Consider the following 24,534-nt stretch of genomic DNA (forward strand, 5'->3'; position numbering starts at 1 on the left):
GTTCCCCAAGAGCCACAAAGAAGGTAGGACACCGTGAACCCGGTTATCAAAAAATTCCAGTTCGGTCAGTCGACCGTTACCCTCGAGACAGGCCGTATCGCCCGTCAAGCCTCCGGCGCAGTGCTGGTTACCGTTGACGATGACGTCACCGTATTGGTGACCGTTGTTGGCGCCAAGACCGCTGACCCGAGCAAAGGCTTCTTCCCTCTGTCCGTTCACTACCAGGAAAAGACTTACGCTGCCGGTAAGATCCCTGGCGGTTTCTTCAAGCGCGAAGGCCGTCCTTCCGAGAAAGAAACCCTGACTTCCCGACTGATCGACCGTCCGATCCGTCCGCTGTTCCCAGAAGGCTTCATGAACGAAGTGCAGGTTGTCTGCACCGTCGTTTCCACCAGCAAGAAGACCGATCCGGACATCGCTGCGATGATCGGTACCTCGGCTGCCCTGGCTATTTCCGGTATTCCTTTCGATGGTCCGATCGGCGCTGCCCGCGTCGCGTTCCACGAAAGCACCGGCTACCTGCTGAACCCGACTTACGAGCAACTGAAAGCATCGAGCCTGGACATGGTCGTTGCCGGTACCTCGGAAGCCGTACTGATGGTTGAATCGGAAGCCAAAGAGCTGACCGAAGACCAGATGCTGGGCGCCGTACTGTTCGCCCACGACGAATTCCAGGCAGTCATCAAGGCTGTCACCGAACTGGCTGCCGAAGCTGCCAAGCCAACCTGGACCTGGGCTGCTGCCCCGGAAGCCACCGAACTGCTGGGCGCTATCCGCTCCGAGTTCGGCGCTGCCATCTCCGACGCCTACACCATCACCGTCAAGGCCGACCGTTACGCTCGCCTGGGCGAGTTGAAGGACCAGGTCGTGGCCAAGCTGTCCGGTGAAGAAGGCCAGCCTTCCGCCAGCGACGTCAAAGCTGCATTCGGTGAAATCGAATACCGCACCGTTCGCGAAAACATCGTTAACGGCAAGCCACGTATCGACGGTCGCGACACCCGCACCGTACGTCCGTTGAACATCGAAGTCGGCGTTCTGCCGAAGACTCACGGTTCGGCCCTGTTCACCCGTGGTGAAACCCAGGCCCTGGTTGTCGCGACCCTGGGTACTGCCCGTGACGCACAGCTGCTGGACACCCTGGAAGGCGAGAAAAAAGACCCCTTCATGCTGCACTACAACTTCCCTCCGTTCTCGGTGGGCGAATGTGGTCGCATGGGTGGTGCTGGTCGTCGTGAAATCGGTCACGGCCGTCTGGCCCGTCGTTCGGTCCAGGCCATGCTGCCGGCTGCTGACGTGTTCCCGTACACCATTCGCGTTGTGTCGGAAATCACCGAGTCCAACGGTTCCAGCTCCATGGCTTCCGTTTGCGGTGCTTCCCTGGCGCTGATGGACGCTGGTGTGCCGATGAAGGCGCCGGTTGCCGGTATCGCCATGGGCCTGGTTAAAGAAGGCGAGAAGTTCGCCATCCTGACCGACATCCTGGGTGACGAAGACCACCTGGGCGATATGGACTTCAAGGTAGCCGGTACCGCCAAAGGTGTGACCGCGCTGCAGATGGACATCAAGATCAAGGGCATCACCGAAGAGATCATGGAAATCGCCCTGGGCCAAGCCCTGGAAGCGCGCCTGAACATCCTCGGCCAGATGAACCAGATCATTGGTCAGTCGCGTACCGAACTGTCGGAAAATGCTCCGACCATGATCGCGATGAAAATCGACACCGACAAAATCCGTGATGTCATCGGTAAAGGCGGCGCGACTATTCGTGCGATCTGTGAAGAGACCAAGGCTTCGATCGACATCGAAGACGACGGCTCGATCAAGATCTTCGGCGAAACCAAGGAAGCTGCAGAAGCTGCGCGTCAGCGCGTTCTGGGCATCACCGCTGAGGCCGAGATCGGCAAGATCTACGTCGGTAAGGTTGAGCGCATCGTCGACTTCGGCGCATTCGTCAACATCCTGCCGGGCAAAGACGGTCTGGTTCACATCTCCATGCTGAGCGATGCTCGCGTTGAGAAAGTGACTGACATTCTGAAAGAAGGCCAGGAAGTGGAAGTGCTGGTACTGGACGTGGACAACCGCGGCCGTATCAAGCTGTCCATCAAGGACGTAGCAGCAGCCAAGGCTTCGGGCGTTTAATCACGCTCTAGCTTCACGCTGAAAAAAGGACTCTTCGGAGTCCTTTTTTATGGGCGCTTGGAAAGTGAAGGGAAATCAGCCGTTTAGGCCAAGAAAAAGCCGCAACTTGCATGCAGGCACGATGAGGTTCATGCAACTTGCACGATTTCGAAAACAGGTCGATTTTATAAGTCTTTGTTTTTAAATGACTTTATGGATGTTTAGGACTTGGCACAGCGCCTGCAATAGTACTGGTAACCCTGCAGCATTAACGTAGACACGCTGCAGACTTTCGAAAAAACAGGAGTTACTCGTATGAAGAAGTTCGCTATCGCTGCTGCAACTGCCACCGCGCTGACCCTGACCATGGCTAACGTCGCGTTCGCCCAAACTTCCCAGGCTCCAATGGTTGTAGCCGCAGGTGAAGTGACCAAGGCTAAAGAGGCGACCTCCGATACCTGGATCACCACTAAAGTGAAAAGTGACCTGGTCACCGAGAAAGGCATTCCTGGCACCGACATCAAAGTCGAAACCAACAAAGGCGTAGTGTCCCTGTCCTCCACTGTCGCAGTGACAGAGGCACAGAAAACCACCGCGGTGAATATCACCAAGAAAATCAAAGGCGTTAAAGCTGTATCGGCCGACGGCCTGAAAGCAGAGTAACGCTAGAGGAATTCGTCTGAACTAGGCGGCAGAGAGTGAGCTAGTTATCCACTCAATGCACCACACAGGTTCATGCGACCGGCCACAAGGATGTGGTCATTAAAGGCCCCGACATTCGTGTCGGGGCCTTTTCTATGGAGGCTAAAAATCCTCAGGCCTACAAACACCACCTGTAGGCGCTGGCTTGCCTGCGATGCAAACACCTCGGTCATTCAGTTGAACAGAGGTGATGCTATCGCCGGCAAGCCAGCTCCTACGGGTGTACAGGGCTTATTCGGCGTCCAGGTGCATGGGCGTAACGACCCGGCCATCCTTCTCGGCCTGGCCCAGGTTGGCATCAATGAAGTACACCCGGTCATCTTCCAGTTGCCCTTTATCCACCAGGTAGTCCTTGATGGTGCTGGCGCGGTCCTGGCCCAGTTGACGCAGCAACACATCGCTTGCACTCCAGAACTTGATTACGCCGTCCTTGAGCTTCGCTGTGCGGTCATCGCGGCTCAGGTCTTTCCATTCGGCCGGCGGCTGTTGTTTCAAGCGAGTACGGTAGATGCCTTCAAGCAGTGGCGCTTTTTCACCTTCCGGTACGACCAGCAGGGAAGCCTGGGCGGGAACCTTGTCGCCACGGCGTTGGAGCATCTTGTAGTAGTTGTATTGGTATTCGCGTTCCAGGCGCTGTGCGGCAAGGAACGGCCCGTCGCTGCTGGCAGCGGCGGTGCCTTCGATTTCCAGGCGCAGGGTAGGGCGCTCTTTCAGCGCCTTCGCCAGCGTGTTCAAGGCGCCTTCGGCGTCTTTGTTCAGCTCGCTGGAGCCTGCGGCGAACGACACATTCCCAAGGTCTTCCGAACCGCCGCCGGTCACCAACCCACCGATGAACTTGAAGGGCGCCGTCGCTGCGCGCACCACCAGGTTACGCAAGGTCTGCCATACGATCGGCATTACGCTGAACTGAGGGTTGTTCAAGTCGCCGGTTACCGGCAGCTCGATGGAGATTTTGCCGTCGCTGTCCTTGAGCAGCGCGATCGCCAGGCGAATCGGCAAGTCCACCGCATCGGCGCTGTCGACTTTCTCACCCAGTTGCAATTGCTCGACCACCACTTTGTTCTCGGCCTTCAACTGGCCTTTGGTGATCACGTAATGCAGGTCGAGGTTGAGACGGCCCTTACGGATACGGAACCCGGCGAACTTGCCGGAGTAGGGCGTCAGGGTGGTCAGCTCGACGCGTTTGAAGCTGGTGGCGATGTCCAGCGCCGCCATCGGATCAAACGGGTTCACGCTGCCTTTGATCGTGACAGGCGCGTAGCGGTCCACCTTGCCCTTGATGTCGACGCTGGCCGGTTTGGCCTGGCGACTGTCGATGGTGCCGACTTGGCCGTTGAGCTGTTGAATCGCCGTGGCGAAGTTAGGTGTGAGGCTGAAGTCGGCAAAGTTGGCCGAACCGTCGTTGATCGCAATCTGCCCGATACGAATGCCCAAGGGCTTTTCTTTGCTGGCGGGCTTGGGCCCTTTGTCGGCCGGTTGTGGAATCAGCAGGTCATCAACGTTGGTGGTGCGGTCATCGTTGATCATGAAGCGCGCATACGGCTGCAGCAGGTTGACCTTGTCGATCGACAGGCTGTCGCCGTGCTGGTAGTTCACCCCTTCGAGCACCAGGCGCTGCCATTTGAGGAAGTCGCGGGTCTTGAGGGTGTCCAGCGTGTGCAGTTGGTCGACCTGGGCACGACCGGTGACCTGCAGTTTGAGAGGGTCGGTGCTTTTCAGGTTCACATCGAGATTGCTGCCGAGCATGCCGCTACGCAGTTCCAGGCGAATGAACGGGCTGATGTAGGACTGGGCGACCCGGAGGTCAATGTCCTGGGTGTTCACTTTGAGCTTGGCACTGACCGGGTTGAGGTTGACCTCGCCGGCCGCCTGGACCTTGCCTTGCTTGCCCAGGCCTGTGTCGACCTTCACGGTAAACGGGCTTTGGTTGAGGCTATCGAAGTTCTGCACATCGACGTTGAGCGGGCCCACTTCCAGCGCGACCGCCGGCTTGGCCTGGCGGTCAGCCAGGTGCACCTGATAGTTACGCAGTTGCACGTCCTTGAGCAGCACTTGCCAGGGTTTGGCAGGCGCGGCGGGTTCGGCTTTTGGCGAGTCGGCGGTGGCCGGTGCGGTTGCGGGCTCGGGCGCCTTGGCCGGTTTGCTCGGTTGGCTGGCGAACAGTTTTTGCCAGTCCAGTTGCCCGTCGGCTTCAAGGGCGGCCCAGGTTTCCAGTTTGTTGCTGCGGATCTTGCCGACCACTACTTGCTGCTTGGCCAGGTCCACCGTGGTCTCGCTGACGTCCAGGCGTTCCAGGCGCACCAGTGGGCGGCCGTCGGGCGCCTTGATGGCGAATGGCGCGATGCTGGCGGCGGTGTTGGTCAGGTTCAGTTCGGTTTCTTTGGCGAGGCTGAACGTGTACTCGGTGCTGAAGTTGAGCACGCCGTCTTCAAGCACCAGCGGCAGCGCATCACGGACATAGGGCCACCAGGCTTTCATCTTGCCGTCGGTGACTTTCAACGTGCCTTCCGAGGTGATCGGCACCAGGCTGAAATTACCTTTCCAGTCGATCTGCCCACCTTCAGGCCCGGCCGCCACGAGGGTCATGTCGGCATTGTCTTCAGGCAAGGTGCTGAGGTTTTTCAGCTCGAAGTCGAGTGTGTCGTAGAGGAATTCGATCGGTTCGCTGGGGCGCAGGTCCTGAAAGTGCACATAGCCGCCCGCCAGCTTGATGCTGTCGATACGCAATGGGAATGGCTTGGCGTCTGGATCGGCAGGCGTTGGCTCGCTGGGTGGCAGCTTGAACAACTGCGCCAGGTTCAACTGGCCGGACTTGTCGAACAGCAGTTCGGTCTTCGGCTTGTCCAGTTGCACGTCGGCGAGGTGCAGGGCGCGGGTCCATAGGCTGTCGATCTGCAGGTTGGCGTAAAGACGCTCGAAACCCACCTGTTCCTTGCCGGGTTCACCGATTTTGAGCCCCCATGCCGTGACTTCCAGGCTGAACGGGTTGAGCTCGATCCGCTCGATCCGTGCCGGCACCGTGGCGTAATTGGCCAGTTGCTGGTTGGCAATGCGAAGCGCGATACCGGGGAGAATCAAAAAGCCCAGCAAGCTGTACAGGGCAAGGGCGGTCAACAAGGCGCCAGCGGCGCGAATCAATCCTTTGGGCATGGGGTGACGCCATCTATGTCAAACAGGAGTGCCTTGGAGTATGGCACGGGTTTTCGGTTCCGAAGAACAGTGCCCTTTGAGAAACGTCTTACAGTTGAAGTATCAGGGTTTTCAGCGGGGGCTGTTGGTCCTGTGAAGGAAAGTCCGCGCCTGGGGCCATGATTCTCCAGTCACGCACAGGACGTCCGGCTTTTTCCGCGCAACGCAGGACCTGTTCGCGCCAGTCATCCATGCTGACTTTTGCCAGGTTGTTGCAGCAGATCAGCACGCCATTATCGGCGGTGGCCAGCAGTGCAGGCTTGAGCAGGCTCTGGTAGTCGCGCAGCAGGTCAACGGTGCCGAATGCGCTCTTGGCCCAGGCCGGTGGATCCAGCAATACCAGGTCGTATTGACGCTGCTCCAGGCGCGGATAACTCGGCAGCTTCTGTCCGCGCCGCTGGGTGATCGGCAGGCCCGCCAGTTGGCGAATGGCCGGAAAGTAGTCCGACTGTACGAACTCCATGGCCGGCAACTGTGGGTTCAGCAGACCGTTCTCGCGACCGACTGCCAGGTTGCCCTCGGCGAAATCCAGGTTGCACACCTCACGCGCCCCCCCGGCGGCGGCGCTGAGGCCAACGCCGCAGGTGTAGGCGAACAGGTTCAGCACGCTTTTGCCGGCACTGTGGGCCTTGACCCAGCCCCGCGTGTTGCGCAGATCAAGGAACAGCAGCGGGTCTTGCCCGGGATGACGCCCCCGCACCCGGTAATTGAGGCCCCACTCGTGGCCGACCAGGTCTTCCAGCGCCGCGGGTTCGGCGCGATACACCGTGTCTTCGCGGTCGATGCGCGAATTGCCACGGGAGCGGTCGTTGTACACCAGCAACAATTCCAGGCCCATGGACTGGTTGATCTGTTGATGCAGCGCCAGCAGGTCTTCGGTTTCCAGGGACTGGTGGAAACTCTGCACCAGCAATTGCGGGCCGTAGCGGTCGATGGTCAGGCCGCCGGCGCCTTCCTGGCTGCCATGGAACAGCCGGTAGCAGTCGGTGCCCTGGGCGTGCAGTTCGCTGATCAGGTCTTGGCGATGATCGAGGGCGGCGCGCAGCGCCTGATTCAGGGAAGACATGGAGCGCGCCTTGCTGGGGAATTGAGGGCGCGAAGTTTAACAGCTATGCGCCGCCGCCTACATCAACCCCATCCGCCGATGGGCATGCCGCTGAAGTCGCCATGGACTTGCCAGCTCACCGAATCGGGCCCGAACAGACCGGGATCACCCTTGGGGTTTTCCAGGTCCAGTTGGCCCAGCGACAGGCCGGTCAGGCTCATCAACTGGTTTTCGATACGGCTGCGGATAAATTCCATGGCGACGTGGGGTTTCTATCGATTCAGGCGCTTGTCGATCAGGCCTTCTACAACGCTCGGGTCGGCCAGCGTCGAGGTATCACCGAGGCTGTCGAGTTCGTTGCAGGCGATCTTGCGCAAAATCCTGCGCATGATCTTGCCGGAGCGGGTTTTCGGCAAGGCCGGGGCCCATTGAATCAATTCCGGCTTGGCGAAGCTGCCGATTTCCTTGCTGACCAGATCCAGCAGGTGTTTTTTCAGCGCGTCGTTGGGTTCCACGCCATTCATGGGCGTGACAAAGGCATAGATGCCCTGGCCTTTGACGTCATGGGGATAGCCCACTACGGCGGCCTCGGCGACCTGGTCGTGCAGCACCAGGGCGCTCTCCACCTCGGCGGTACCGATACGGTGACCGGACACGTTGATCACATCGTCGATGCGCCCGGTGATCCAGTAGTCGCCGTCCTCATCGCGTCGTGCGCCGTCACCGGTGAAGTAGTAGCCAGGGTAGGGTTTGAAGTAGGTGTCGATCATCCGCTGCGGATCGCCGTACACACTGCGGATCTGCCCAGGCCAGCTGGCTTTGATCGCCAGCACGCCACTGCCGGCGCCGCTGAATTCCTGGCCGTGTTCATCCAGTAATACGGGCTGCACGCCGAACATCGGCTGGGTTGCGCAGCCAGGCTTGATCCGTTGCGCGCTGACCAAGGGGCTGAGCATGATGCCGCCGGTCTCGGTCTGCCACCAGGTATCCACAATCGGGCAGCGCTGTTCGCCCACCGCATTGAAGTACCAGTCCCAGGCTTCCGGATTGATGGGCTCGCCGACGCTGCCCAGCAAGCGCAGGCTGGTGCGGGACGTGTTCTCCAGCGGGCCGTGGCCCTCACGCATCAAGGCACGCAAGGCGGTGGGCGCGGTGTAGAAAATATTGACCTTGTGCTTGTCGATCACCTGCCAGAAGCGTGAGCTGTCCGGGTAGCTCGGCACGCCTTCGAACATCAGCGAAGTCGCGCCATTGGCCAGCGGGCCGTACACGATGTAACTGTGGCCGGTGACCCAGCCCACATCGGCGGTGCACCAGAACACTTCGCCGTCGCGGTAGTCGAGCACGTATTTGAAGGTCATCGCTGCTTGCAGCAGGTAGCCGCCAGTCGTGTGCAGCACGCCTTTGGGTTTGCCGGTGCTGCCGGAGGTGTAGAGGATGAACAGTGGGTCTTCGGCGTCCATCGGCTCGGGCGGGCAGTCATCGCTGGCGGCGTCCAGGGCTTGTTGATACTTGATGTCGCGGTCTTTCACCCAGCTCAGGTCAGCCCCCGTGCGCTCCACCACCAGCACGGTGCTGACGTTGGGGCAACTGGCCAGGGCCTTGTCGACATTCTGTTTCAGCGCCACCGGCTTGCCGCCGCGCACGCCTTCGTCAGCGGTGATCACGGTGCGGCAGTCGGCGTCGAGAATGCGGTCGCGCAGGGCGTCCGGCGAGAAGCCGCCGAATACCACCGAATGCACGGCCCCAATGCGCGTGCAGGCGAGCATGGCGTAGGCGGCTTCCGGGATCATCGGCATGTAGATGCACACCCGGTCGCCTTTCTGCACGCCACGGCCTTTCAGCACGTTGGCCAGGCGGCTGACGTTCTGGTGCAGTTGGCGGTAGGTGATTGTGGAAGACTTTGTCGGATCGTCGCCTTCCCAGATGAAGGCTGGCTGATCGGCGCGCTGCGCCAGATGACGGTCGATGCAGTTGTAGCTGACGTTCAGTTGGCCGCCGGCAAACCATTTAGCGGCGCCGGTATGAATGTCTGATTGCTGGACGGTGTGCCAGGGCGTTATCCAGTCGAGAAAGCGCGTGGCCTGTTCAGCCCAGAAGGTATCTGGCTGTTCGATGGATTGGCGGTAGAGGCGCTGGTAGTCCTCTTGACTGAGCTGCGCTGCCCGGCGGACGGCATCGGCGGTGGGGAATTGGCTGAGGTCGAACATGAGCGGTCCTTATTCTTGTTTTAGGGACAAGAGGGGAGCTGTACAACCTTTGTAGACGCCGGCAAGGCGGCGCCTACAAGGGTGTGCTCCCGCAATTTCAGACCATAAGTGTAGTGCCGATCCCTTAGCCGCGGTGACGACCACGGAAGTAGTTGATCAGGCCCTGGGTCGAAGCATCCTCGGCCGAGGTTTCTTCGGCGCCGGTCAGGCGGTTGTAGACGCCTTTGCCCAGCTCCTTGCCCAGTTCCACGCCCCATTGGTCGAAAGCGTTGATGCCCCAGATCACGCTCTGTACGAACACTTTGTGTTCATACATGGCCACCAGCGCGCCCAGGCGACGCGGGCTGATGCGTTCGACCACGAGGGTGTTGCTCGGACGGTTGCCCGGGATCACCTTGTGCGGCGCCAGCTTCTGCACTTCGTCTTCCGGGATGCCTTTGTCGCGCAGCTCGGCTTCGGCTTCGGCGCGGGTCTTGCCGAGCATCAGCGCCTGGCTCTGGGACAGGCAGTTGGCGTACAGCCACTGATGGTGGTCGGACACCGGGTTGAAGCTGACGATCGGCACGATGAAGTCGGCCGGGATCAGTTGGGTGCCCTGGTGCAGCAGTTGGTGATACGCGTGCTGACCGTTGCAACCTACGCCACCCCAGATCACTGGGCCGGTATCGGTCGCCACTGGGGTGCCGTCCTGGCGCACGCTCTTGCCGTTGGATTCCATGTCCAACTGTTGCAAGTGCTTGGTGATGTTACGCAGGTAATGGTCGTACGGCAGGATCGCATGGCTCTGCGCGCCCCAGAAGTTGCCGTACCACACGCCCAGCAAGCCCAGCAGCACCGGCATGTTGGCTTCGAATGGCGCGTTCTGGAAATGCTGGTCCATGGTGTACGCGCCGGACAGCAGTTCCTTGAAGTTGGACATGCCGATCGCCAGGGCGATTGGCAAGCCGATGGCCGACCACAGCGAGTAACGGCCGCCGACCCAGTCCCACATCGGGAAGATGTTCTCTTCGCGGATACCGAAGGCCACGGCTGCCGCGTTGTTGCTGGATACGGCGATGAAGTGGCGGTACAGCTCGGCTTCCGAGCCACCCTGGGCCAGGTACCAGGCGCGGGCGGCCTGGGCGTTTTTCAGGGTTTCCAGGGTGTTGAAGGATTTCGACGAGACGATAAACAGCGTGGTCTCGGCGCGCAGCTTCATGGTCAGTTCGTGGAACTCGCTGCCGTCGATGTTCGCCAGGTAGTGGCAGCGCACGCCTTTGTGGGCGTAGGACAACAGTGCTTCGGAGACCAGCTCCGGGCCGAGGAACGAGCCACCGATGCCGATGTTCACCACGTCGGTGATTGGCTTCTCGGTGTAGCCACGCCACAGGCCGTCGTGGATGCGGCCGACCAGGTCAGTGATCTGGTTCAGCACCTTGTGCACGTCCGGCATGATGTTCACGCCGTTCACCGACAACTTGTCGCCCACCGGGCGGCGCAGGGCGGTGTGCAGGGCCGGGCGACCTTCGGAGGAGTTCACCGGCTCGCCGGCGTACAGCGAGTTGATCGCGTCTTTGAGGCCGACTTCTTTGGCGAGGCCCACGAGCAGGTCGCGGGTTTCGCTGGTGATCAGGTTTTTCGAGTAATCGAGGAAAAGTCCGCAGCTGCTCAAGGTGAACTGGGAGAAACGCTGAGGATCGGCATTGAACGCTTCGCGCATGCTGAAATCCTGCATGGCTTGGCGATGTTGATTGAGCGCTTGCCAGGCGGGCAGAGCGGTAACGTCATGAGGAGTGCGGTAGTACGCCATCGCTGCGGGTTTCCTTTTATTACGGGGACTGCCTTTAGGACACTTCTAAGTCCGGAACGTCCAGTCTTTCATCAAGCAATGGGTTCCAGACAGCGCTAACCATAGCGCAGGGCGATTACATTAAACCTAGCGGGTCGATATGTCTTGGCTTTGTCTGCGCTCAGGCCGGTACTTTTTTATACCGGCACTTTTTATCTACGCAGCGATGGGGGCAACTGGAAGAGGTCAGTCGAGGGTCAGGTGCAGGTTGTCGATGAGGCGGGTAGTTCCCAGATAGGCGGCTACCAGAATCACGATATCGCGGTCCTCGGGTGTGGCCGGGCGCAAATGCACGCCCTGACGCACTTCGAGGTAATCCAGGCGCAGCCCGGCCGCTTCGATCTGCAGCACCTGTTCGGCACGCAGCCTGGCGAAGTCGTGGTCCCCGGCTTTGATCGCTGCCCCAATCTCGCTGAGGCAGCGGTACAGCACGGGGGCGATGGCACGTTGCTCGTCGGAGAGGTAACCGTTGCGCGACGACAGCGCGAGGCCGTCGTCGGCGCGCACGGTGGGCTCGCCGATGATCTGGATCGGCATGTTCAGGTCGTGGACCATGGCGCGGATCACCGCCAGTTGCTGGTAATCCTTCTGGCCGAACACGGCGATGTCCGGCTGGACCATGTTGAATAACTTGCTGACCACCGTCGCCACGCCTTCGAAGTGCCCCGGACGGCTGGCGCCGCACAGGCCTTCAGACAATTGCGGAACGCTGACACGGGTCTGGCCGGTCATGCCGCCGGGGTACATTTCCTCGACGGTCGGCGCGAACAGCAAGTTGCAGCCGGCTTGCAGCAGCTTTTCCTGGTCGGCGACGAGGGTGCGCGGGTATTTGTCCAGGTCTTCGCCGGCGCCAAACTGCAGCGGGTTGACGAAAATGCTCGCCACCACGAAATCTGCCTGCTGGGCGGCCTTGGTCACCAGGGTGGCGTGGCCGCTGTGCAGGTTGCCCATGGTCGGCACAAAGCCAATGCGCTTGCCGGCACTGCGGGCGTGAGTCACGGCAGCGCGCAGTTCGCGTAGGGTTTTTACGGTGTTCATGCAGAGAATCCGTGTTCGGCGCCAGGGAAGGTCACGCCTTTGACTTCGGCGACGTAGGCGCTCAATGCGTCGTGGATGCTGGCCTGGCCCGTCATGAAGTTCTTCACGAACTTCGGCACGCGGCCGCTGATCGACAGGCCGAGCATGTCGTGCAGCACCAGCACCTGGCCATCGGTGGCCGAACCTGCGCCAATACCGATCACCGGCACTTTCACGGCCTGGGTGATTTCTGCGGCCAGCTCGCTCGGCACGCATTCCAGCAGGATCATGGCCGCGCCGGCTTGCTCCAGGGCGATGGCATCGGCACGCATCTGGCGCGCCTGGGCCTCATTGCGGCCCTGTACCTTGTAGCCGCCAAGGATGTTCACCGACTGTGGCGTCAGGCCCATGTGCGCGCACACCGGCACGCCACGTTCCGCGAGCAGGCGAATCGACTCGGCAAGCCATACCGCGCCTTCGACTTTGATCATGTGCGCACCGGCTTGCATCAGCTTGCCGGCATTCTGGAAGGTTTGTTCGAGCGTCGCGTAACCCATGAACGGCAGGTCGGCGATGATGAAGGCGCCATCGTTGCCGCGCTTGACGCTGGCGGTGTGGTACGCAAGTTCATCGGTGGTGACGGGCAGGGTGCTGTCATTCCCTTGAAGAACCATGCCCAGGGAATCGCCTACCAGCAGCACTTCAACCCCAGCCTGGCAACTGGCATGGGCAAAGGTGGCGTCATAGCAGGTCAGCATGGTGATTTTTTCACCTTTGAGCTTGAGGCTCTGCAAGGTGGTCAGGGTAATGTCTGGCATGAAAAGGGTCCTCGTTCAGGCGCTTGGAAACAGCGAGTAACGCGCGTGAGTCTTCGTTTATACAGGCGCACTGTCTTGAGAGCAGTGCTTATAAGGCCTGGATTGCGCCCTTTAGCGCCGGGTTGGCGGCAGCGGGACGCCTATAGTCGTGAGGAGGACACGGGAAGTCAATTGGATGTGTTACCGCATTGTTACGATGGCGGTGTTACCGCTGTTACTGACGCGATTCAGCAAGTGGGAAAGCGATTTTGAGGGCGTAGGTGAACAAAATGTGGGAGCTGGCTTGCCTGCGATGCATGCGCCTCGGTCTTTCAGTGAAACCGAGGTGATGCTATCGCAGGCAAGCCAGCTCCCACATTGATTGAGTCAGTTTTGGGGCAAGCGTTCCAGGCCGACAAACGGGCAGGCGGTCAGCAAGTCGTTGAGCGTTTGACCGTTGGGCATTTGCAGCGATGCGGGCGCTAGCTCGGCCAGTGGGTACAGCACAAATGCGCGCAGGTGCATCTGGTAGTGTGGCACCTTGAGGCGCGGCTCGTCGATCAGGCGATCGCCGAACAGCAGGATGTCCAGGTCGAGCGTGCGTGGGCCCCAGCGCTCAAGGCGCTCGCGGCCTTGGTCGTTCTCGATGGCTTGCAGCGCATCGAGCAGTTCCAGGGGCGCAAGGCGGCTGTCCAGGGCGGCGACCGCATTGGTGTAGCGCGGTTGGCCCGGCAGCAGTGAGTCACTCTGATAGAAGGCCGAGACACCGGCGACGGTGGTGCCTGGCAATTGCGCCAGCGCTTCAATAGCGCTGCGCAATTGCCGATCCGGGGCCGCCAGGTTGCTGCCCATGCCGATGTAGATGCGTTCCACGTTTATTCGCCTGCAGCGCCCGAGGCATCAGCGCTGCTGCGCTTGCGCTTGGCACCGCTGCGACGACGCTTCTTCGGCCCTTCGCCGGCGCCATCGCCTTTGCTGCCGAGGTCGCGGATCATGTCGCGGCGCTCGCTGTCGTTGGCGTCCTGATAGTCGGTCCACCATTCGCCCAGGCCATCGGTCTGCTCACCGGCGTTTTCACGCAGCAGCAGGAAGTCGTAGCCGGCGCGGAAGCGCGGGTTGTCCAGGAGCAGATCTGCGCGTTTGCCACTGCGGCGCGGCAGGCGTTCCTGCATGTCCCAGATTTCGCGGATCGGCATAGTGAAGCGTTTCGGGATGGCGATGCGCTGACACTGTTCGGCGATCAGCTCATGCGCGGCTTCCTGCATGGCCGGGATCGGCGGCATGCCACGTTCCTGCAGGCGCAGTACGCGTTTTGGCAGGGCTGGCCACAACAGGGCGGCAAACAGGAACGCCGGGGTGACCGGCTTGTTCTGCTTGATGCGCAGGTCGGTGTTGATCAGCGCTTCGCTGATCAAGGTGTGGGTGTACGTCGGGTTGTATTCCAAGGCCTCGGCGCTGGCCGGGAACAGTGGATCGAACAACTGCAGGTCCACCAGCATTTCGAAGGTGTCGGCGGCGTAGCCCGAGAGGAACAGCTTGAGCACTTCTTCGAACAGGCGTGCCGAGGGAATCTCCCGCAGCATCGGTGCCAGGTCGCGAATCGGCGCGGCGGTGTGTTTCTCGATGCCGAAGTTCAGCTTCGCGGCAAAACGCACGGCCCGCAGCATGCGCACCGGGTCTTCCTGGTAGCGCTGGACCGGGTCGCCGATCAGGCGGATCAGGTTGTTGCGAATATCGTGTACGCCATTGGCGTAATCGAGGATGCGCTCGCTGACCGGGTCGTAATACAGGGCGTTGATGGTGAAGTCGCGGCGCTGCGCGTCTTCTTCCAGGGTGCCGTAGACGTTGTCGCGCAAAATGCGCCCGCTTTCGTTGCGCGAGGATTGGTTGGTGTCTTCCTCTTCATCATTTTGCGGGTGGCCTGCGCGGAATGTCGCGACTTCGATGATTTCGCGACCGAAGTGGATATGCACCAACTTGAAGCGTCGGCCGATGATCCGCGCATTGCGAAACTCGGCGCGTACCTGCTCGGGCGTGGCGCTGGTGGCGACGTCGAAGTCCTTGGGCGTGATATTGAGCAACATGTCGCGCACGCACCCGCCCACCAGATAAGCCTGGTAGCCGGCGTTCTGCAAACGTTCGACGATGTTCACTGCATAACGGCTGAACTGAGCACGTTGCAGCGAATGCTGGCTGCTATTGAGCACTTCAGGCGTGCTGCGTTTGTGTTGCGTACGACGCAAGGGAGAACGGAATGACTGGAACAACTTCTTCAGCATGGGATGCACTGTTTGAAGGAATGTTCGGCCATAACGAAGAATGACCGCATGATGGGCCGGGATTCTAGCATTTAGTCAGGGGATGGTGTAGGAACAAGCTACAGGCATTGCGCCATAAGCCTTTACGGTGAATCACGAAAGCCAAATCCCGGAAACTACAAGGGGAGCCGAAGCTCCCCCAGAAGTAGTTGCGTGCTCTATTTTTATTATTGGTTTCGGGCTTCTTGTTTTTGTTGATCGCCCTCGCCATGAAGCTTCACCTTCATGACACTCCCAATCGGGAGTCAAGAGCAAACGGATTGCTTTGGTCGCTGTGTTGCTGATCTACGATCCAACCAGTTCAGGCTCTGCCTTAGGGCAGTTTTTGTTGTTCTCGGCCTGGTTGCGGGGCAAGCCCCAAATGCAACGCCTCTCCAAAAGAATCAGTTAGCTGCGCCTCCGCCGTGTTGTTTTTGTTATGCGTGAGTCGATTCGTCTTATTTTTATTGTCTTGTACAAAGCTTGTTATTGTTTTTGTACTAAGCATATAGCAGGGTGCGTGCCAACTTTTGCACCGCCCAGCAAATCCGGGGGGTTTAGGTGGTTTCGGGTTTTTGACGGACCAAAAAAAGCCGGGGCTTCGTTACCGTAAGCCCCGGCTTTTGTTACGCGAAATATCCGCGGTAACAGTTTTTTCACATCGTTGGGTGTTACCTGTGGGGGCAGGCCCTCAACTCTCGCTGGCCACACCGGTCTTGCGCCGAGGAATGCCCAGACGCTGGCGGCGTTCCCACAGGCATTTACGGCTCACGCCCAGTTTGCGCGCCAGTTCGGTCTCGGTCATATGGTCTTGATGCTCAAGGACAAAATGCTGGAAGTAATCTTCCAGTGACAGATCCTCGGTCGGCTCATGGCTGGTATTGCTACCGCCGCCCTGTTGTGGGGTCAGGCCGATGAAGTCGTCGTCCTCCAGGTCGCTGAGTTCGATATCGATGCCCAGCAGTTCGGCGGAAATTTCCGGGCTCTCGGACAAGATCACCGCACGCTCCACCGCGTTTTCCAGCTCCCGCACGTTACCCGGCCACGAGTAATGCCGAATGGCCTGCTCTGCGTCCGGCGCGAACTTCAGGTCGGTACGGTTGATGCGCGCGCTCTGGCGCAGCAGGAACGCGTTGGCGATCTCGTTGACGTCGGCGCCGCGCTCGCGCAGGGCCGGCAGCTTGAGGGCGATCACGTGCAGGCGGTAGTACAAGTCTTCACGGAACTGGCCGATCTTGGCCAGGCTCTTCAGGTCTCGGTGAGTGGCCGCGATCAGGCGTACATCGACCTTTTGCGACTGCACCGAGCCTACGCGGCGAATCTCACCTTCCTGGAGCACGCGCAGCAAGCGCGCTTGGGCTTCCAGAGGCAACTCGCCGATTTCATCGAGGAACAACGTGCCACCGTCGGCCGCTTCCACCAGGCCCGCACGCCCGGCGCTGGCGCCGGTAAACGCGCCTTTCTCGTGGCCGAACAGTTCGGACTCGATCAGGGATTCGGGGATCGCCGCGCAGTTCACCGAGATCATCGGCGCCTTGGCACGCTTGGACAGGTTGTGCAGGGCGCGGGCCACCAGTTCTTTACCGGTGCCTGACTCGCCCTGGATCAACACATTGGAGTCGGTTGGCGCGACTTTGCGGATCTTGCTGTACAGGTCCTGCATCGGTGGGCAGGAGCCGATGATGCCGATCTCGCCGTTGCTGTTGTCGACGCCTGGTTTGTCGGCCGTTTTTCCTGCCGGACGTTGTTCGGCCGGCGCGCTGCTGGCCGACTGACGGTCACGCAGGATACGGGCCACCGCCTGAAGCATCTCGTCATGGTCGAAAGGCTTGGCGATGTAGTCCACCGCGCCCATCTTCATGGAGTCCACCGCCGAACGCAGGCTGGCGTAGCTGGTCATGATCAGCACCGGGGTGCCCTGGCCGAGCTTGATCAACTCGGTGCCAGGCGCGCCAGGCAGGCGCAGGTCACTGACAATCAGGTCGAACGTGGGAATGCTGAAACGCTCCTGGGCTTCCTGCACCGAGCCGGCTTCGCTGACCTGGTACTGATTACGTTCAAGCAGGCGACGCAAGGCAGAGCGGATAATGGTTTCGTCTTCGACGATCAAAATGTGCGGCATTGATTCAATTCTCTCGACGGTCTCAGTTCACAGCGGACGTCGCTTCGACATGACGCGGCAAGGTCACCCGAATACGGGTGCCGCGTTGGCTTTCGGTGTCAGCCGGGCTGTCGATGGTGATTTGTCCATAATGCTCTTCAACGATGGAATAGACCAGTGCAAGGCCCAGACCGGTACCTTCACCTGGGTCCTTGGTGGTGAAGAAGGGTTCGAACAATCGGTCCATGATGTTCTGTGGAATACCGCTGCCTTCATCTTCGACGATCAGATCGACCGTATGTTCGAAAGCCTCGGTCTTGACGCGTACCGCACCGCCGGCAGGGGTTGCGTCACGGGCGTTGGACAGCAGGTTGATCAGCACTTGGGCCAGGCGTTGTGAGTCGCCGTCGACCCAATGTTCCGGGTCGCACAAGTTGAAGAACTGTACTTCGAAATTGCGCCGGTTCAAGGCCAGCAGCCCAATGGCATCCTGTGCCACCTCGGCCAGGCACACGGCTTCGTCCTGGTTCTGGTGGGCGCCGGCATGGGCAAAGCTCATCAGTGACTGCACGATGCGCGAAACGCGCTTGGTCTGTTCGAGGATCTGCCCGCTGATCTCGGTGATCTCGCCGTCCTCTTCGCGCTCTTCCCGCAGGTTTTGCGCCAGGCAGGCGATACCGGTGATCGGATTGCCGATTTCATGGGCCACACCCGCCGCCAGTCGGCCAATGCTGGCCAGGCGTTCGGAATGCACCAGCTTGTCTTCGAGCATCTGGGTTTCGGTCAGGTCTTCCACCAGCAACACCAGGCCGCTGTTGCCGGGCGCCAGGGGCTCGTCGATGGCGGCTTTGTGCAGGTTGAGCCAGCGGGTCTGGCCGTCGAGTGCCAGGTGCTGCTTGTGCAAGTGCTCGTCGGGCAGGTTGATGAAGCCTTGCAGCAATTCTTTCCAGGGATCGCCCAAGGTATTGAGGCGCGAACCGACGACGCGCTGCGCTGCGATACCGGTGAGTTCTTCCATGGCCTTGTTCCACATCAGGATCTCCTGGTCCTTGGCCAGGGAGCACACGCCCATGGGCAATTCCTGCAGGGTTTGGCGGTGGTAGCGGCGCAAGGCATCGAGTTCGGCGGCGAGACCGGTAAGGCGTGAGTGGTAATCCTCCAGCCGGCTTTCGATGAAGTGGATGTCTTCGGTCACATAGTTTTCGCCGCCGGCCTTGTAGGGCAGGAAGGTTTCCACCATGTCCTGGGACACGCTCGGCCCCATCAGCCCGGACAGGTTGGCTTCGATACGGTCACGCAGGCGACGCAGCGCATAAGGGCGCCGCTCATCGAACGGCAGGTAGAGGTCGCGCAGCGCCTGTTCGACTTCCTTTTGCGCGGCCTTGGCGCCCAGGGGCTTGGCCAGTTGCGTGGCGAACTCCTGGGGCGAGGCCGCATGCAGTTCGCGGCGTTGCGGGCGACGCACGTTGTCCACCGCGCAGGCTTCGGCGGCGCTGGTTTCTTCCGGGCTGGCGTTGGTGAACAGCGAAATCAGGGTGAACATCAAGACGTTGGCGGCCAATGACGCAATCGCCGCCATGTGCCAACTGGTGTCATCCAGCACGTAGATCATGTTCAGCAACGGGATGTAGAAGCCCTGCAGATTGCCGACCAGCGGCAGCAGCATGGTCACGATCCACACCAGGATCCCTGCCAGCAACCCGGCGATGAAGCCGCGGCGATTGGCGGTCGGCCAATACAGCACCGACAACACGCCCGGCAGGAACTGCAAGGTGGCGACAAACGCGACGATACCCAGGTTGGCCAGGTCTTGCCCGGCGCCCAGCAACAGGTAGAACCCGTAACCCGCCATGATGATCGCGACGATCAGGGCGCGGCGCGTCCATTTCAGCCAGCGGTAGATATTGCCCTCCGCCGGCGGCTGGTACAGCGGCAATACCAGGTGGTTGAGCGCCATCCCTGAAAGGGCCAGGGTGGTGACGATGATCAATCCGCTGGCAGCCGACAACCCGCCCACATATGCCAACAGCGCCAACGCCGGGCTGTTGGCGGCGATGCCGATGCCGAGAGTGAAGTACTCGGGGTTGGTGGTGGCGCCCAGTTTCAAGCCTGCCCACAGGATCAGCGGCACCGCCAGGCTCATCAGCAACAGGAACAACGGCAAGCCCCAGCTCGCACTGACCAGCGAGCGCGGGTTGAGGTTCTCGGTGAAGGTCATGTGATACATGTGCGGCATCACGATGGCCGAAGCGAAGAACACCAGCAGCAGTGTGCGCCACGGGCCCTCCTGCAATGGCGTGTGCAGGGCGGCGAGGGCAGTCTGGTTTTGCAGCAGCCACAGTTCCAGCTGTTGCGGGCCGTCGAACACGCCGTACAGCGCATAAAGGCCGACGCCGCCGATGGCGATCAGCTTGATCACCGATTCGAAGGCAATCGCAAACACCAGGCCTTCGTGCTTTTCACGGGTGGCGATGTGGCGCGAACCAAAGAAAATCGTGAACAGGGTGATCAGTGCACAGAAGGCCAGGGCGACCCGATGTTGCACCGGCTCGCGGGTCAGGATGCTGATGGAGTCGGCCACGGCCTGGATTTGCAGGGCCAGCAACGGCAGCACGCCGATCAGCATGAAGACGGTAGTCAGCGCGCCGGCCCAGGTGCTGCGAAAGCGGAAGGCGAACAAATCGGCGAGGGATGAGAGCTGGTAGGTACGCGTGATCTTCAGGATCGGGTACAGCAGCACCGGCGCCAGCAGGAACGCGCCGGACACCCCGAGGTAACTGGAAAGGAAGCCATAACCGTACTGGTAGGCCAGGCCCACGGTGCCATAGAACGCCCAGGCGCTGGCATAGACGCCCAGGGACAAGGTGTAGGTCAACGGATGGCGAATGATCGCCCGCGGAATCATTCCGCGCTCACTGATCCAGGCCACCCCGAACAGCGCAGCCAGGTAGGCGGCGCTGATCAGCAGCATCTGGGTGAGGCTAAAGCTCATCGGCATCTTTTTGGCTCTGCAGGATGAAAGTCACGACGATCAGGATCAGCCACAGCAGATAGGGGCGATACCAGGCGCCCGTGGCGTCGATCCACCAATCCATGATGGCGGGGGAGAACAGGTAGATCCCGACGACCAGCAGCAGGACCAATCGATAGATGTACATGTTGGCCTCTGATTGAAAAACTGCGGCGATGGTAACGGATGCTTGGCAAGCTGCAAGCGCCTTCAGCTCAATTGCGCTTCGGCCAGCGTCAGTGTGCGCGGGATCTTGGTTGCATCCCAGTGCCCAATGCCCCAATCCAGCAGTTCACGTGGGGTGGCATGCAGCAGTTCACCACCGGGTTGCTGGCCGAGGGCGCGCAGGGCTCTCAATAGCAAAGGCGTGGCCTGGTCGGGTGTCAACGGCGGGGAACGGTAGGACTTGCCCAGCTTGTTGCCGTCCGGCTGGATGATCAGCGGCACATGCAGGTAACGCGGTTGGCGCAGGCCCAGCAGCTCTTGCAGGTAGAGCTGGCGGGGCGTGGAGTCGAGCAAGTCGGCACCGCGCACGATGTCGGTGACGCCTTGCCAGGCATCGTCGAGCACCACGGCCAGTTGATAGGCATACAGACCGTCGCGGCGACGGATGATGAAATCGCCGACATCGCGACCCAAGTGCTGTCGGAATTCGCCCTGTACGCGGTCAGTAAAATGGTATTCCAACTCAGGAACGCGTAGGCGGATAGCGGCGTCTTGCTGGTCATGCCCGACGTTGCGGCACAACCCCGGATAGATGCCGTTGTAAGGCTCCAGCTGCTTGCGCGAGCAGGTGCACGCGTAGGCCAGGCCATGGTTGAACAGGTCGTTAAGGACTTTGGCGTAGGCTTCATGCCGCTCGCTTTGTCGGACGAGTTCACCGTCCCACTCGAAGCCATAGCTTTCCAAGGCATGCAGTATCGCCGCCTGGGCGCCGGGCTCTTCACGAGGTGGGTCGAGGTCTTCCATGCGCATCAGCCATCGGCCTTGATTGGCGCGGGCGTCGAGGTAGGAGGCGAGGGCGGCGACCAGGGAGCCAAAATGCAAGTGGCCGCTGGGTGTGGGGGCAAAACGCCCGATATAGGTAGAGGCTGTCATGGGCCGGATACTACTGGAAATTCGGTAAACGCCAGAAACAAAAATGGGGCGTTCGCACGCCCCATTCGTTCAGCTCGGCTGGATTACTTGCCGACCTGTTTTTCCTTGATTTCGGCCAAGGTCTTGCAGTCTACGCAGAGGTCCGCGGTTGGGCGGGCTTCCAGGCGACGAATACCGATCTCGACGCCGCAGGATTCGCACCAGCCGTATTCTTCGTCCTTGATCAGTTGCAGCGTCTTGTCGATCTTCTTGATCAACTTGCGCTCGCGATCACGGGCGCGCAGTTCAAGGGCGAATTCTTCTTCCTGGCTCGCACGGTCGGCCGGGTCAGGGAAGTTGGCTGCTTCGTCCTTCATATGGTCAACGGTGCGGTCGACCTCCTGCATCAAGTCCTGTTTCCACTTGTTCAGGATCTTGGTGAAGTGCTCGCGCATGGGCTCGCCCATGTACTCCTCACCTTTCTTTTCTACGTAAGGTTCGAAGCCGTTGAGGCCTTGAGTCTGCTGTTGCTTTGCTTGGGTGGACATGAATAGACCGCCTCTCACTCTTCTAATCCATTGCGCAGGATTGCAACGTCACCGACACCTGCCGGCCCTGCGGCTGCAAGCGGGCGAACTTACCAGATAGATTCGGGGTGCGCCACTCCCGGTTGTCGAGGCCCATCACCCGGGGGTTGCAAACTGCAGCAGCCCGCCATGACTGGGTATGGTTCCCCTCGAATGTTGATTTTAGTCGTTTTGCAGGCGCTTGCCCGGGCAGTACCTGCCGTCGGGCAGGCAATAGAACATGTTTTACGGCGCGGGTTCGGTAGAATCCAGATTTTGTCCTCACCGTTAAGGAAGGCTAATGGCTCAGCCCTACAGTGCGCGCAGTCGCGCCATCGAACCTTTTCATGTCATGGCATTGCTGGCACGGGCCAATGAGCTGCAGGCCGCTGGCCATGACGTGATCCACCTGGAAATCGGCGAGCCGGATTTCACCACCGCCGAGCCCATCATCCAGGCGGGCCAGGCAGCGTTGGCCAACGGCAAGACGCGCTATACCGCGGCCCGTGGCCTGCCCGAGTTGCGCGAGGCCATCAGCGGTTTCTACCAGCAGCGCTATGGGCTGAACGTGGACCCCGAGCGCATCCTGATCACGCCCGGTGGCTCCGGTGCCTTGTTGCTCGCCAGCAGCCTGCTGGTGGACCCGGGCAAGCATTGGCTGCTCGCCGACCCTGGCTACCCGTGCAATCGCCACTTCCTGCGACTGGTGGAGGGCGCGGCGCAGTTGGTGCCGGTCGGTCCTGAAGTGCGCTATCAGTTGACCGCTGACTTGGTGGCTAAACACTGGGATCAGGACAGTGTGGGCGCATTGGTGGCATCCCCGGCCAACCCGACCGGCACGATCCTCACACGCGACGAATTGGCCGAGCTTTCCGGCGCGATCAAGGCGCGCAACGGTCATTTGGTGGTGGACGAAATTTACCATGGCCTCACCTATGGCACCGATGCGGCTAGCGTGCTGGAAGTCGACGACGACGCGTTCGTCCTGAATAGTTTTTCGAAGTATTTCGGCATGACCGGTTGGCGCCTGGGTTGGCTGGTAGCACCACCGGCGGCGGTGGGTGAATTGGAGAAGCTCGCGCAAAATCTCTACATCAGTGCGCCGAGCATGGCCCAGCATGCGGCATTGGCCTGTTTCACCCCGCAAACCCTTAGCATTCTGGAAGAGCGCCGCGCTGAGTTCGGCCGTCGTCGCGACTTCCTGCTACCCGCCTTGCGCGAGCTGGGGTTTGGCATCGCCGTCGAGCCGGAAGGGGCGTTCTATTTGTACGCGGATATCAGCGCGTTCGGCGGTGATGCCTTCGCATTCTGTCGTCACTTCCTCGAAACCGAGCATGTGGCCTTTACCCCCGGCCTGGATTTCGGTCGCTATCAAGCTGGCCATCATGTGCGCTTTGCCTACACGCAAAACCTCGATCGGCTGCAGGAGGCGGTAGAACGCATCGCCCGTGGCTTGCGGAGCTGGCAAGGCTGATGCGCTTTAATCCTCCCCTCGAAGAAGCGCGGCTGATTCGCCGCTACAAGCGCTTTCTCACCGATATCGAAACCGTTACCGGCGAGTTACTTACCATTCACTGCCCCAACACCGGCTCGATGCTCAATTGCATGGTCGAAGGCGGGCAGGTCTGGTTCAGTCGTTCCAATGACCCCAAGCGCAAGTTGCCTGGCACCTGGGAAATCGCCGAGACGCCCCAGGGCCGTTTGGCGTGCGTGAACACCGCGCGCGCCAATCAGTTGGTCGAAGAGGCGTTGCTGGCGGGGGTCATCACCGAACTCAATGGCTTTACCGCATTGAAGCGCGAAGTGCCTTACGGTCAGGAGAAAAGCCGCATTGACTTTCGCCTGGACTATCCCGACGGCGCGGCTTATGTCGAAGTCAAAAGTGTGACACTGGGTTTCGATGGCTCTGCGGTCGCGGCGTTTCCCGATGCTGTGACCCAGCGTGGCGCCAAGCATTTGCGCGAGCTGGCGCATCTGGCGCGGGAGGGTGTGCGTGCGGTGCAGTTGTATTGCGTCAATCTTTCAGGGATTGAGGCCGTGCGCCCGGCCGTGGAAATCGACGCGGCCTACGCTGCCGCCCTGCGTGAAGCCAAGGCGGCGGGGGTAGAAGTGCTGGCGTATGGCGTGCGGGTGACATCCGAAGACATCTGTGTGGACCGGCGGTTGGACGTGCTGCTCGACTAGAGTTCCACCCACAGGCCTTGGGCGTCCTCGCGGCCGGGCACGGCGGTGAGGCTCTGGCCGGCGCAAGGGCCGGCGATGCACTCGCCGCTCTCGATCAGGAACAGGGCGCCGTGGGTGGCGCACTGGATCAGGCTGGCGCTGGTGTCGAGAAACTGGTCGGGCTGCCATTCCAGTGGAATGCCGCGATGGGGACAACGATTGACGTAGAAGTAGGCAATGCCGTCCCGGCGCACCGCCAACAGCTTGCAACCGTCGATATCAAAACCGAGGCTGCAGTTGGGGGCGAGGGCTTCGGAGGAGCAGAGAAACTTCATTTCAATCCTTTAAGTGCCTTGACGTTCAAATGCAAACAATTATCAAATGCCGGCTTCGCCCGTTAGCTGGTCGGGCGCT

18 protein-coding genes and 1 pseudogene are annotated in these 24,534 nt (G+C 60.5%); 4 read left to right on the plus strand and 15 right to left on the minus strand.

All coding sequences use genetic code 11. The features are described 5' to 3' along the window. Positions 1–33 precede the first annotated feature (33 nt). Both pnp and BM70_RS0117000 read left to right on the plus strand, forming a co-directional pair. Positions 34–2,139 (plus strand): polyribonucleotide nucleotidyltransferase, encoded by a 2,106-nt coding sequence (gene pnp / locus BM70_RS0116995; protein ID WP_017528788.1) that lies wholly within the window; start codon positions 34–36, stop codon positions 2,137–2,139. Positions 2,140–2,433: 294 nt separating this feature from the next. Continuing rightward, positions 2,434–2,781 carry a BON domain-containing protein gene (locus tag BM70_RS0117000; RefSeq protein ID WP_025857115.1) on the plus strand — a complete coding sequence of 116 codons (348 nt, stop codon included), beginning with the start codon at positions 2,434–2,436 and terminating at the stop codon, positions 2,779–2,781. A gap of 270 nt (positions 2,782–3,051) precedes the next feature. Here BM70_RS0117000 and BM70_RS0117005 read toward each other — a convergent pair whose 3' ends face one another. From BM70_RS0117005 to dksA, 14 genes and pseudogenes are all read right to left on the minus strand, one after another. Further along, the gene (locus tag BM70_RS0117005; protein ID WP_025857116.1) at positions 3,052–5,970 is read right to left on the minus strand and encodes a DUF748 domain-containing protein; all 2,919 of its coding nucleotides are present in this window, start codon (positions 5,968–5,970) and stop codon (positions 3,052–3,054) included. Positions 5,971–6,058: 88 nt separating this feature from the next. Further along, the gene (locus BM70_RS0117010) at positions 6,059–7,075 is read right to left on the minus strand and encodes a class I SAM-dependent rRNA methyltransferase (protein WP_025857117.1); all 1,017 of its coding nucleotides are present in this window, start codon (positions 7,073–7,075) and stop codon (positions 6,059–6,061) included. Between the two features lie 71 nt (positions 7,076–7,146). Continuing rightward, positions 7,147–7,311, minus strand: a pseudogene (locus BM70_RS32490) (histidine kinase); the annotation flags it as partial. 15 nt (positions 7,312–7,326) lie between these two features. Next, positions 7,327–9,264: an acetate--CoA ligase gene (gene acs, locus BM70_RS0117020; protein ID WP_025857118.1), complete on the minus strand. Its 1,938-nt coding sequence runs from the start codon at positions 9,262–9,264 to the stop codon at positions 7,327–7,329. Between the two features lie 124 nt (positions 9,265–9,388). Continuing rightward, positions 9,389–11,053 (minus strand): glucose-6-phosphate isomerase, encoded by a 1,665-nt coding sequence (gene pgi, locus BM70_RS0117025; RefSeq protein WP_025857119.1) that lies wholly within the window; start codon positions 11,051–11,053, stop codon positions 9,389–9,391. 225 nt (positions 11,054–11,278) lie between these two features. Continuing rightward, the gene (gene panC / locus BM70_RS0117030; RefSeq protein ID WP_025857120.1) at positions 11,279–12,130 is read right to left on the minus strand and encodes a pantoate--beta-alanine ligase; all 852 of its coding nucleotides are present in this window, start codon (positions 12,128–12,130) and stop codon (positions 11,279–11,281) included. Continuing rightward, on the minus strand, positions 12,127–12,927 hold the full coding sequence (gene panB, locus BM70_RS0117035) for a 3-methyl-2-oxobutanoate hydroxymethyltransferase (RefSeq protein WP_025857121.1): 801 nt from the start codon (positions 12,925–12,927) through the stop codon (positions 12,127–12,129). Before panB ends, panC begins: the two co-directional genes overlap by 4 nt. Before the next feature lie 366 nt (positions 12,928–13,293). Further along, a complete protein-coding gene (gene folK / locus BM70_RS0117040; RefSeq protein ID WP_025857122.1) occupies positions 13,294–13,779 on the minus strand; it encodes a 2-amino-4-hydroxy-6-hydroxymethyldihydropteridine diphosphokinase in 486 nt (161 codons plus the stop codon). 2 nt (positions 13,780–13,781) lie between these two features. Continuing rightward, on the minus strand, positions 13,782–15,185 hold the full coding sequence (locus BM70_RS0117045) for a polynucleotide adenylyltransferase PcnB (RefSeq protein WP_025857123.1): 1,404 nt from the start codon (positions 15,183–15,185) through the stop codon (positions 13,782–13,784). A 709-nt stretch (positions 15,186–15,894) separates the two neighbouring features. Continuing rightward, positions 15,895–17,325 carry a sigma-54 dependent transcriptional regulator gene (locus BM70_RS0117050; RefSeq protein ID WP_025857124.1) on the minus strand — a complete coding sequence of 477 codons (1,431 nt, stop codon included), beginning with the start codon at positions 17,323–17,325 and terminating at the stop codon, positions 15,895–15,897. Positions 17,326–17,347: 22 nt separating this feature from the next. Beyond that, positions 17,348–20,302 carry a sensor histidine kinase gene (locus tag BM70_RS0117055; protein ID WP_025857125.1) on the minus strand — a complete coding sequence of 985 codons (2,955 nt, stop codon included), beginning with the start codon at positions 20,300–20,302 and terminating at the stop codon, positions 17,348–17,350. Then, entirely contained in the window at positions 20,286–20,462 is a 177-nt protein-coding gene (locus tag BM70_RS33120; protein ID WP_003176118.1) for a hypothetical protein, read from the minus strand. The genes BM70_RS0117055 and BM70_RS33120 overlap by 17 nt, the downstream gene beginning before the upstream one ends. A 62-nt stretch (positions 20,463–20,524) precedes the next feature. Continuing rightward, positions 20,525–21,412, minus strand: a complete 888-nt coding sequence (gene gluQRS / locus BM70_RS0117065) for a tRNA glutamyl-Q(34) synthetase GluQRS (RefSeq protein ID WP_025857126.1) — start codon at positions 21,410–21,412, stop codon at positions 20,525–20,527. Between the two features lie 83 nt (positions 21,413–21,495). Beyond that, positions 21,496–21,939, minus strand: coding sequence for an RNA polymerase-binding protein DksA (gene dksA, locus BM70_RS0117070; RefSeq protein ID WP_025857127.1), 444 nt, complete (start codon positions 21,937–21,939; stop codon positions 21,496–21,498). A 319-nt stretch (positions 21,940–22,258) separates the two neighbouring features. On the opposite strand from dksA, the gene BM70_RS0117075 reads away from it, so the two are divergent. Next, positions 22,259–23,431, plus strand: a complete 1,173-nt coding sequence (locus tag BM70_RS0117075; RefSeq protein ID WP_025857128.1) for a pyridoxal phosphate-dependent aminotransferase — start codon at positions 22,259–22,261, stop codon at positions 23,429–23,431. Further along, complete coding sequence (gene sfsA, locus BM70_RS0117080; protein ID WP_025857129.1) at positions 23,431–24,141, plus strand: DNA/RNA nuclease SfsA; 711 nt, start codon at positions 23,431–23,433, stop codon at positions 24,139–24,141. Before BM70_RS0117075 ends, sfsA begins: the two co-directional genes overlap by 1 nt. Here sfsA and BM70_RS0117085 read toward each other — a convergent pair. Further along, positions 24,138–24,455, minus strand: a complete 318-nt coding sequence (locus BM70_RS0117085) for a Rieske 2Fe-2S domain-containing protein (protein WP_025857130.1) — start codon at positions 24,453–24,455, stop codon at positions 24,138–24,140. The genes sfsA and BM70_RS0117085 overlap by 4 nt on opposite strands. Between the last annotated feature and the right edge of the window lie 79 nt (positions 24,456–24,534).

The sequence above is a fragment of the Pseudomonas sp. CHM02 genome, assembly GCF_000612585.1.
Taxonomy (GTDB): domain Bacteria; phylum Pseudomonadota; class Gammaproteobacteria; order Pseudomonadales; family Pseudomonadaceae; genus Aquipseudomonas.

Excerpts from the sequence above, each read along its gene's own strand:
- BM70_RS0117000 (WP_025857115.1), top strand. The coding sequence starts at position 2,434 with ATGAAGAAGTTCGCTATCGCTGCTGCAACTGCCACCGCGCTGACCCTG.
- BM70_RS0117005 (WP_025857116.1), bottom strand. The coding sequence starts at position 5,970 with ATGCCCAAAGGATTGATTCGCGCCGCTGGCGCCTTGTTGACCGCCCTT.
- BM70_RS0117010 (WP_025857117.1), bottom strand. The coding sequence starts at position 7,075 with ATGTCTTCCCTGAATCAGGCGCTGCGCGCCGCCCTCGATCATCGCCAA.
- acs (WP_025857118.1), bottom strand. The coding sequence starts at position 9,264 with ATGTTCGACCTCAGCCAATTCCCCACCGCCGATGCCGTCCGCCGGGCA.
- pgi (WP_025857119.1), bottom strand. The coding sequence starts at position 11,053 with ATGGCGTACTACCGCACTCCTCATGACGTTACCGCTCTGCCCGCCTGG.
- panC (WP_025857120.1), bottom strand. The coding sequence starts at position 12,130 with ATGAACACCGTAAAAACCCTACGCGAACTGCGCGCTGCCGTGACTCAC.
- panB (WP_025857121.1), bottom strand. The coding sequence starts at position 12,927 with ATGCCAGACATTACCCTGACCACCTTGCAGAGCCTCAAGCTCAAAGGT.
- BM70_RS0117045 (WP_025857123.1), bottom strand. The coding sequence starts at position 15,185 with ATGCTGAAGAAGTTGTTCCAGTCATTCCGTTCTCCCTTGCGTCGTACG.
- BM70_RS0117050 (WP_025857124.1), bottom strand. The coding sequence starts at position 17,325 with ATGCCGCACATTTTGATCGTCGAAGACGAAACCATTATCCGCTCTGCC.
- BM70_RS0117055 (WP_025857125.1), bottom strand. The coding sequence starts at position 20,302 with ATGCCGATGAGCTTTAGCCTCACCCAGATGCTGCTGATCAGCGCCGCC.
- BM70_RS33120 (WP_003176118.1), bottom strand. The coding sequence starts at position 20,462 with ATGTACATCTATCGATTGGTCCTGCTGCTGGTCGTCGGGATCTACCTG.
- gluQRS (WP_025857126.1), bottom strand. The coding sequence starts at position 21,412 with ATGACAGCCTCTACCTATATCGGGCGTTTTGCCCCCACACCCAGCGGC.
- dksA (WP_025857127.1), bottom strand. The coding sequence starts at position 21,939 with ATGTCCACCCAAGCAAAGCAACAGCAGACTCAAGGCCTCAACGGCTTC.
- BM70_RS0117075 (WP_025857128.1), top strand. The coding sequence starts at position 22,259 with ATGGCTCAGCCCTACAGTGCGCGCAGTCGCGCCATCGAACCTTTTCAT.
- sfsA (WP_025857129.1), top strand. The coding sequence starts at position 23,431 with ATGCGCTTTAATCCTCCCCTCGAAGAAGCGCGGCTGATTCGCCGCTAC.
- BM70_RS0117085 (WP_025857130.1), bottom strand. The coding sequence starts at position 24,455 with ATGAAGTTTCTCTGCTCCTCCGAAGCCCTCGCCCCCAACTGCAGCCTC.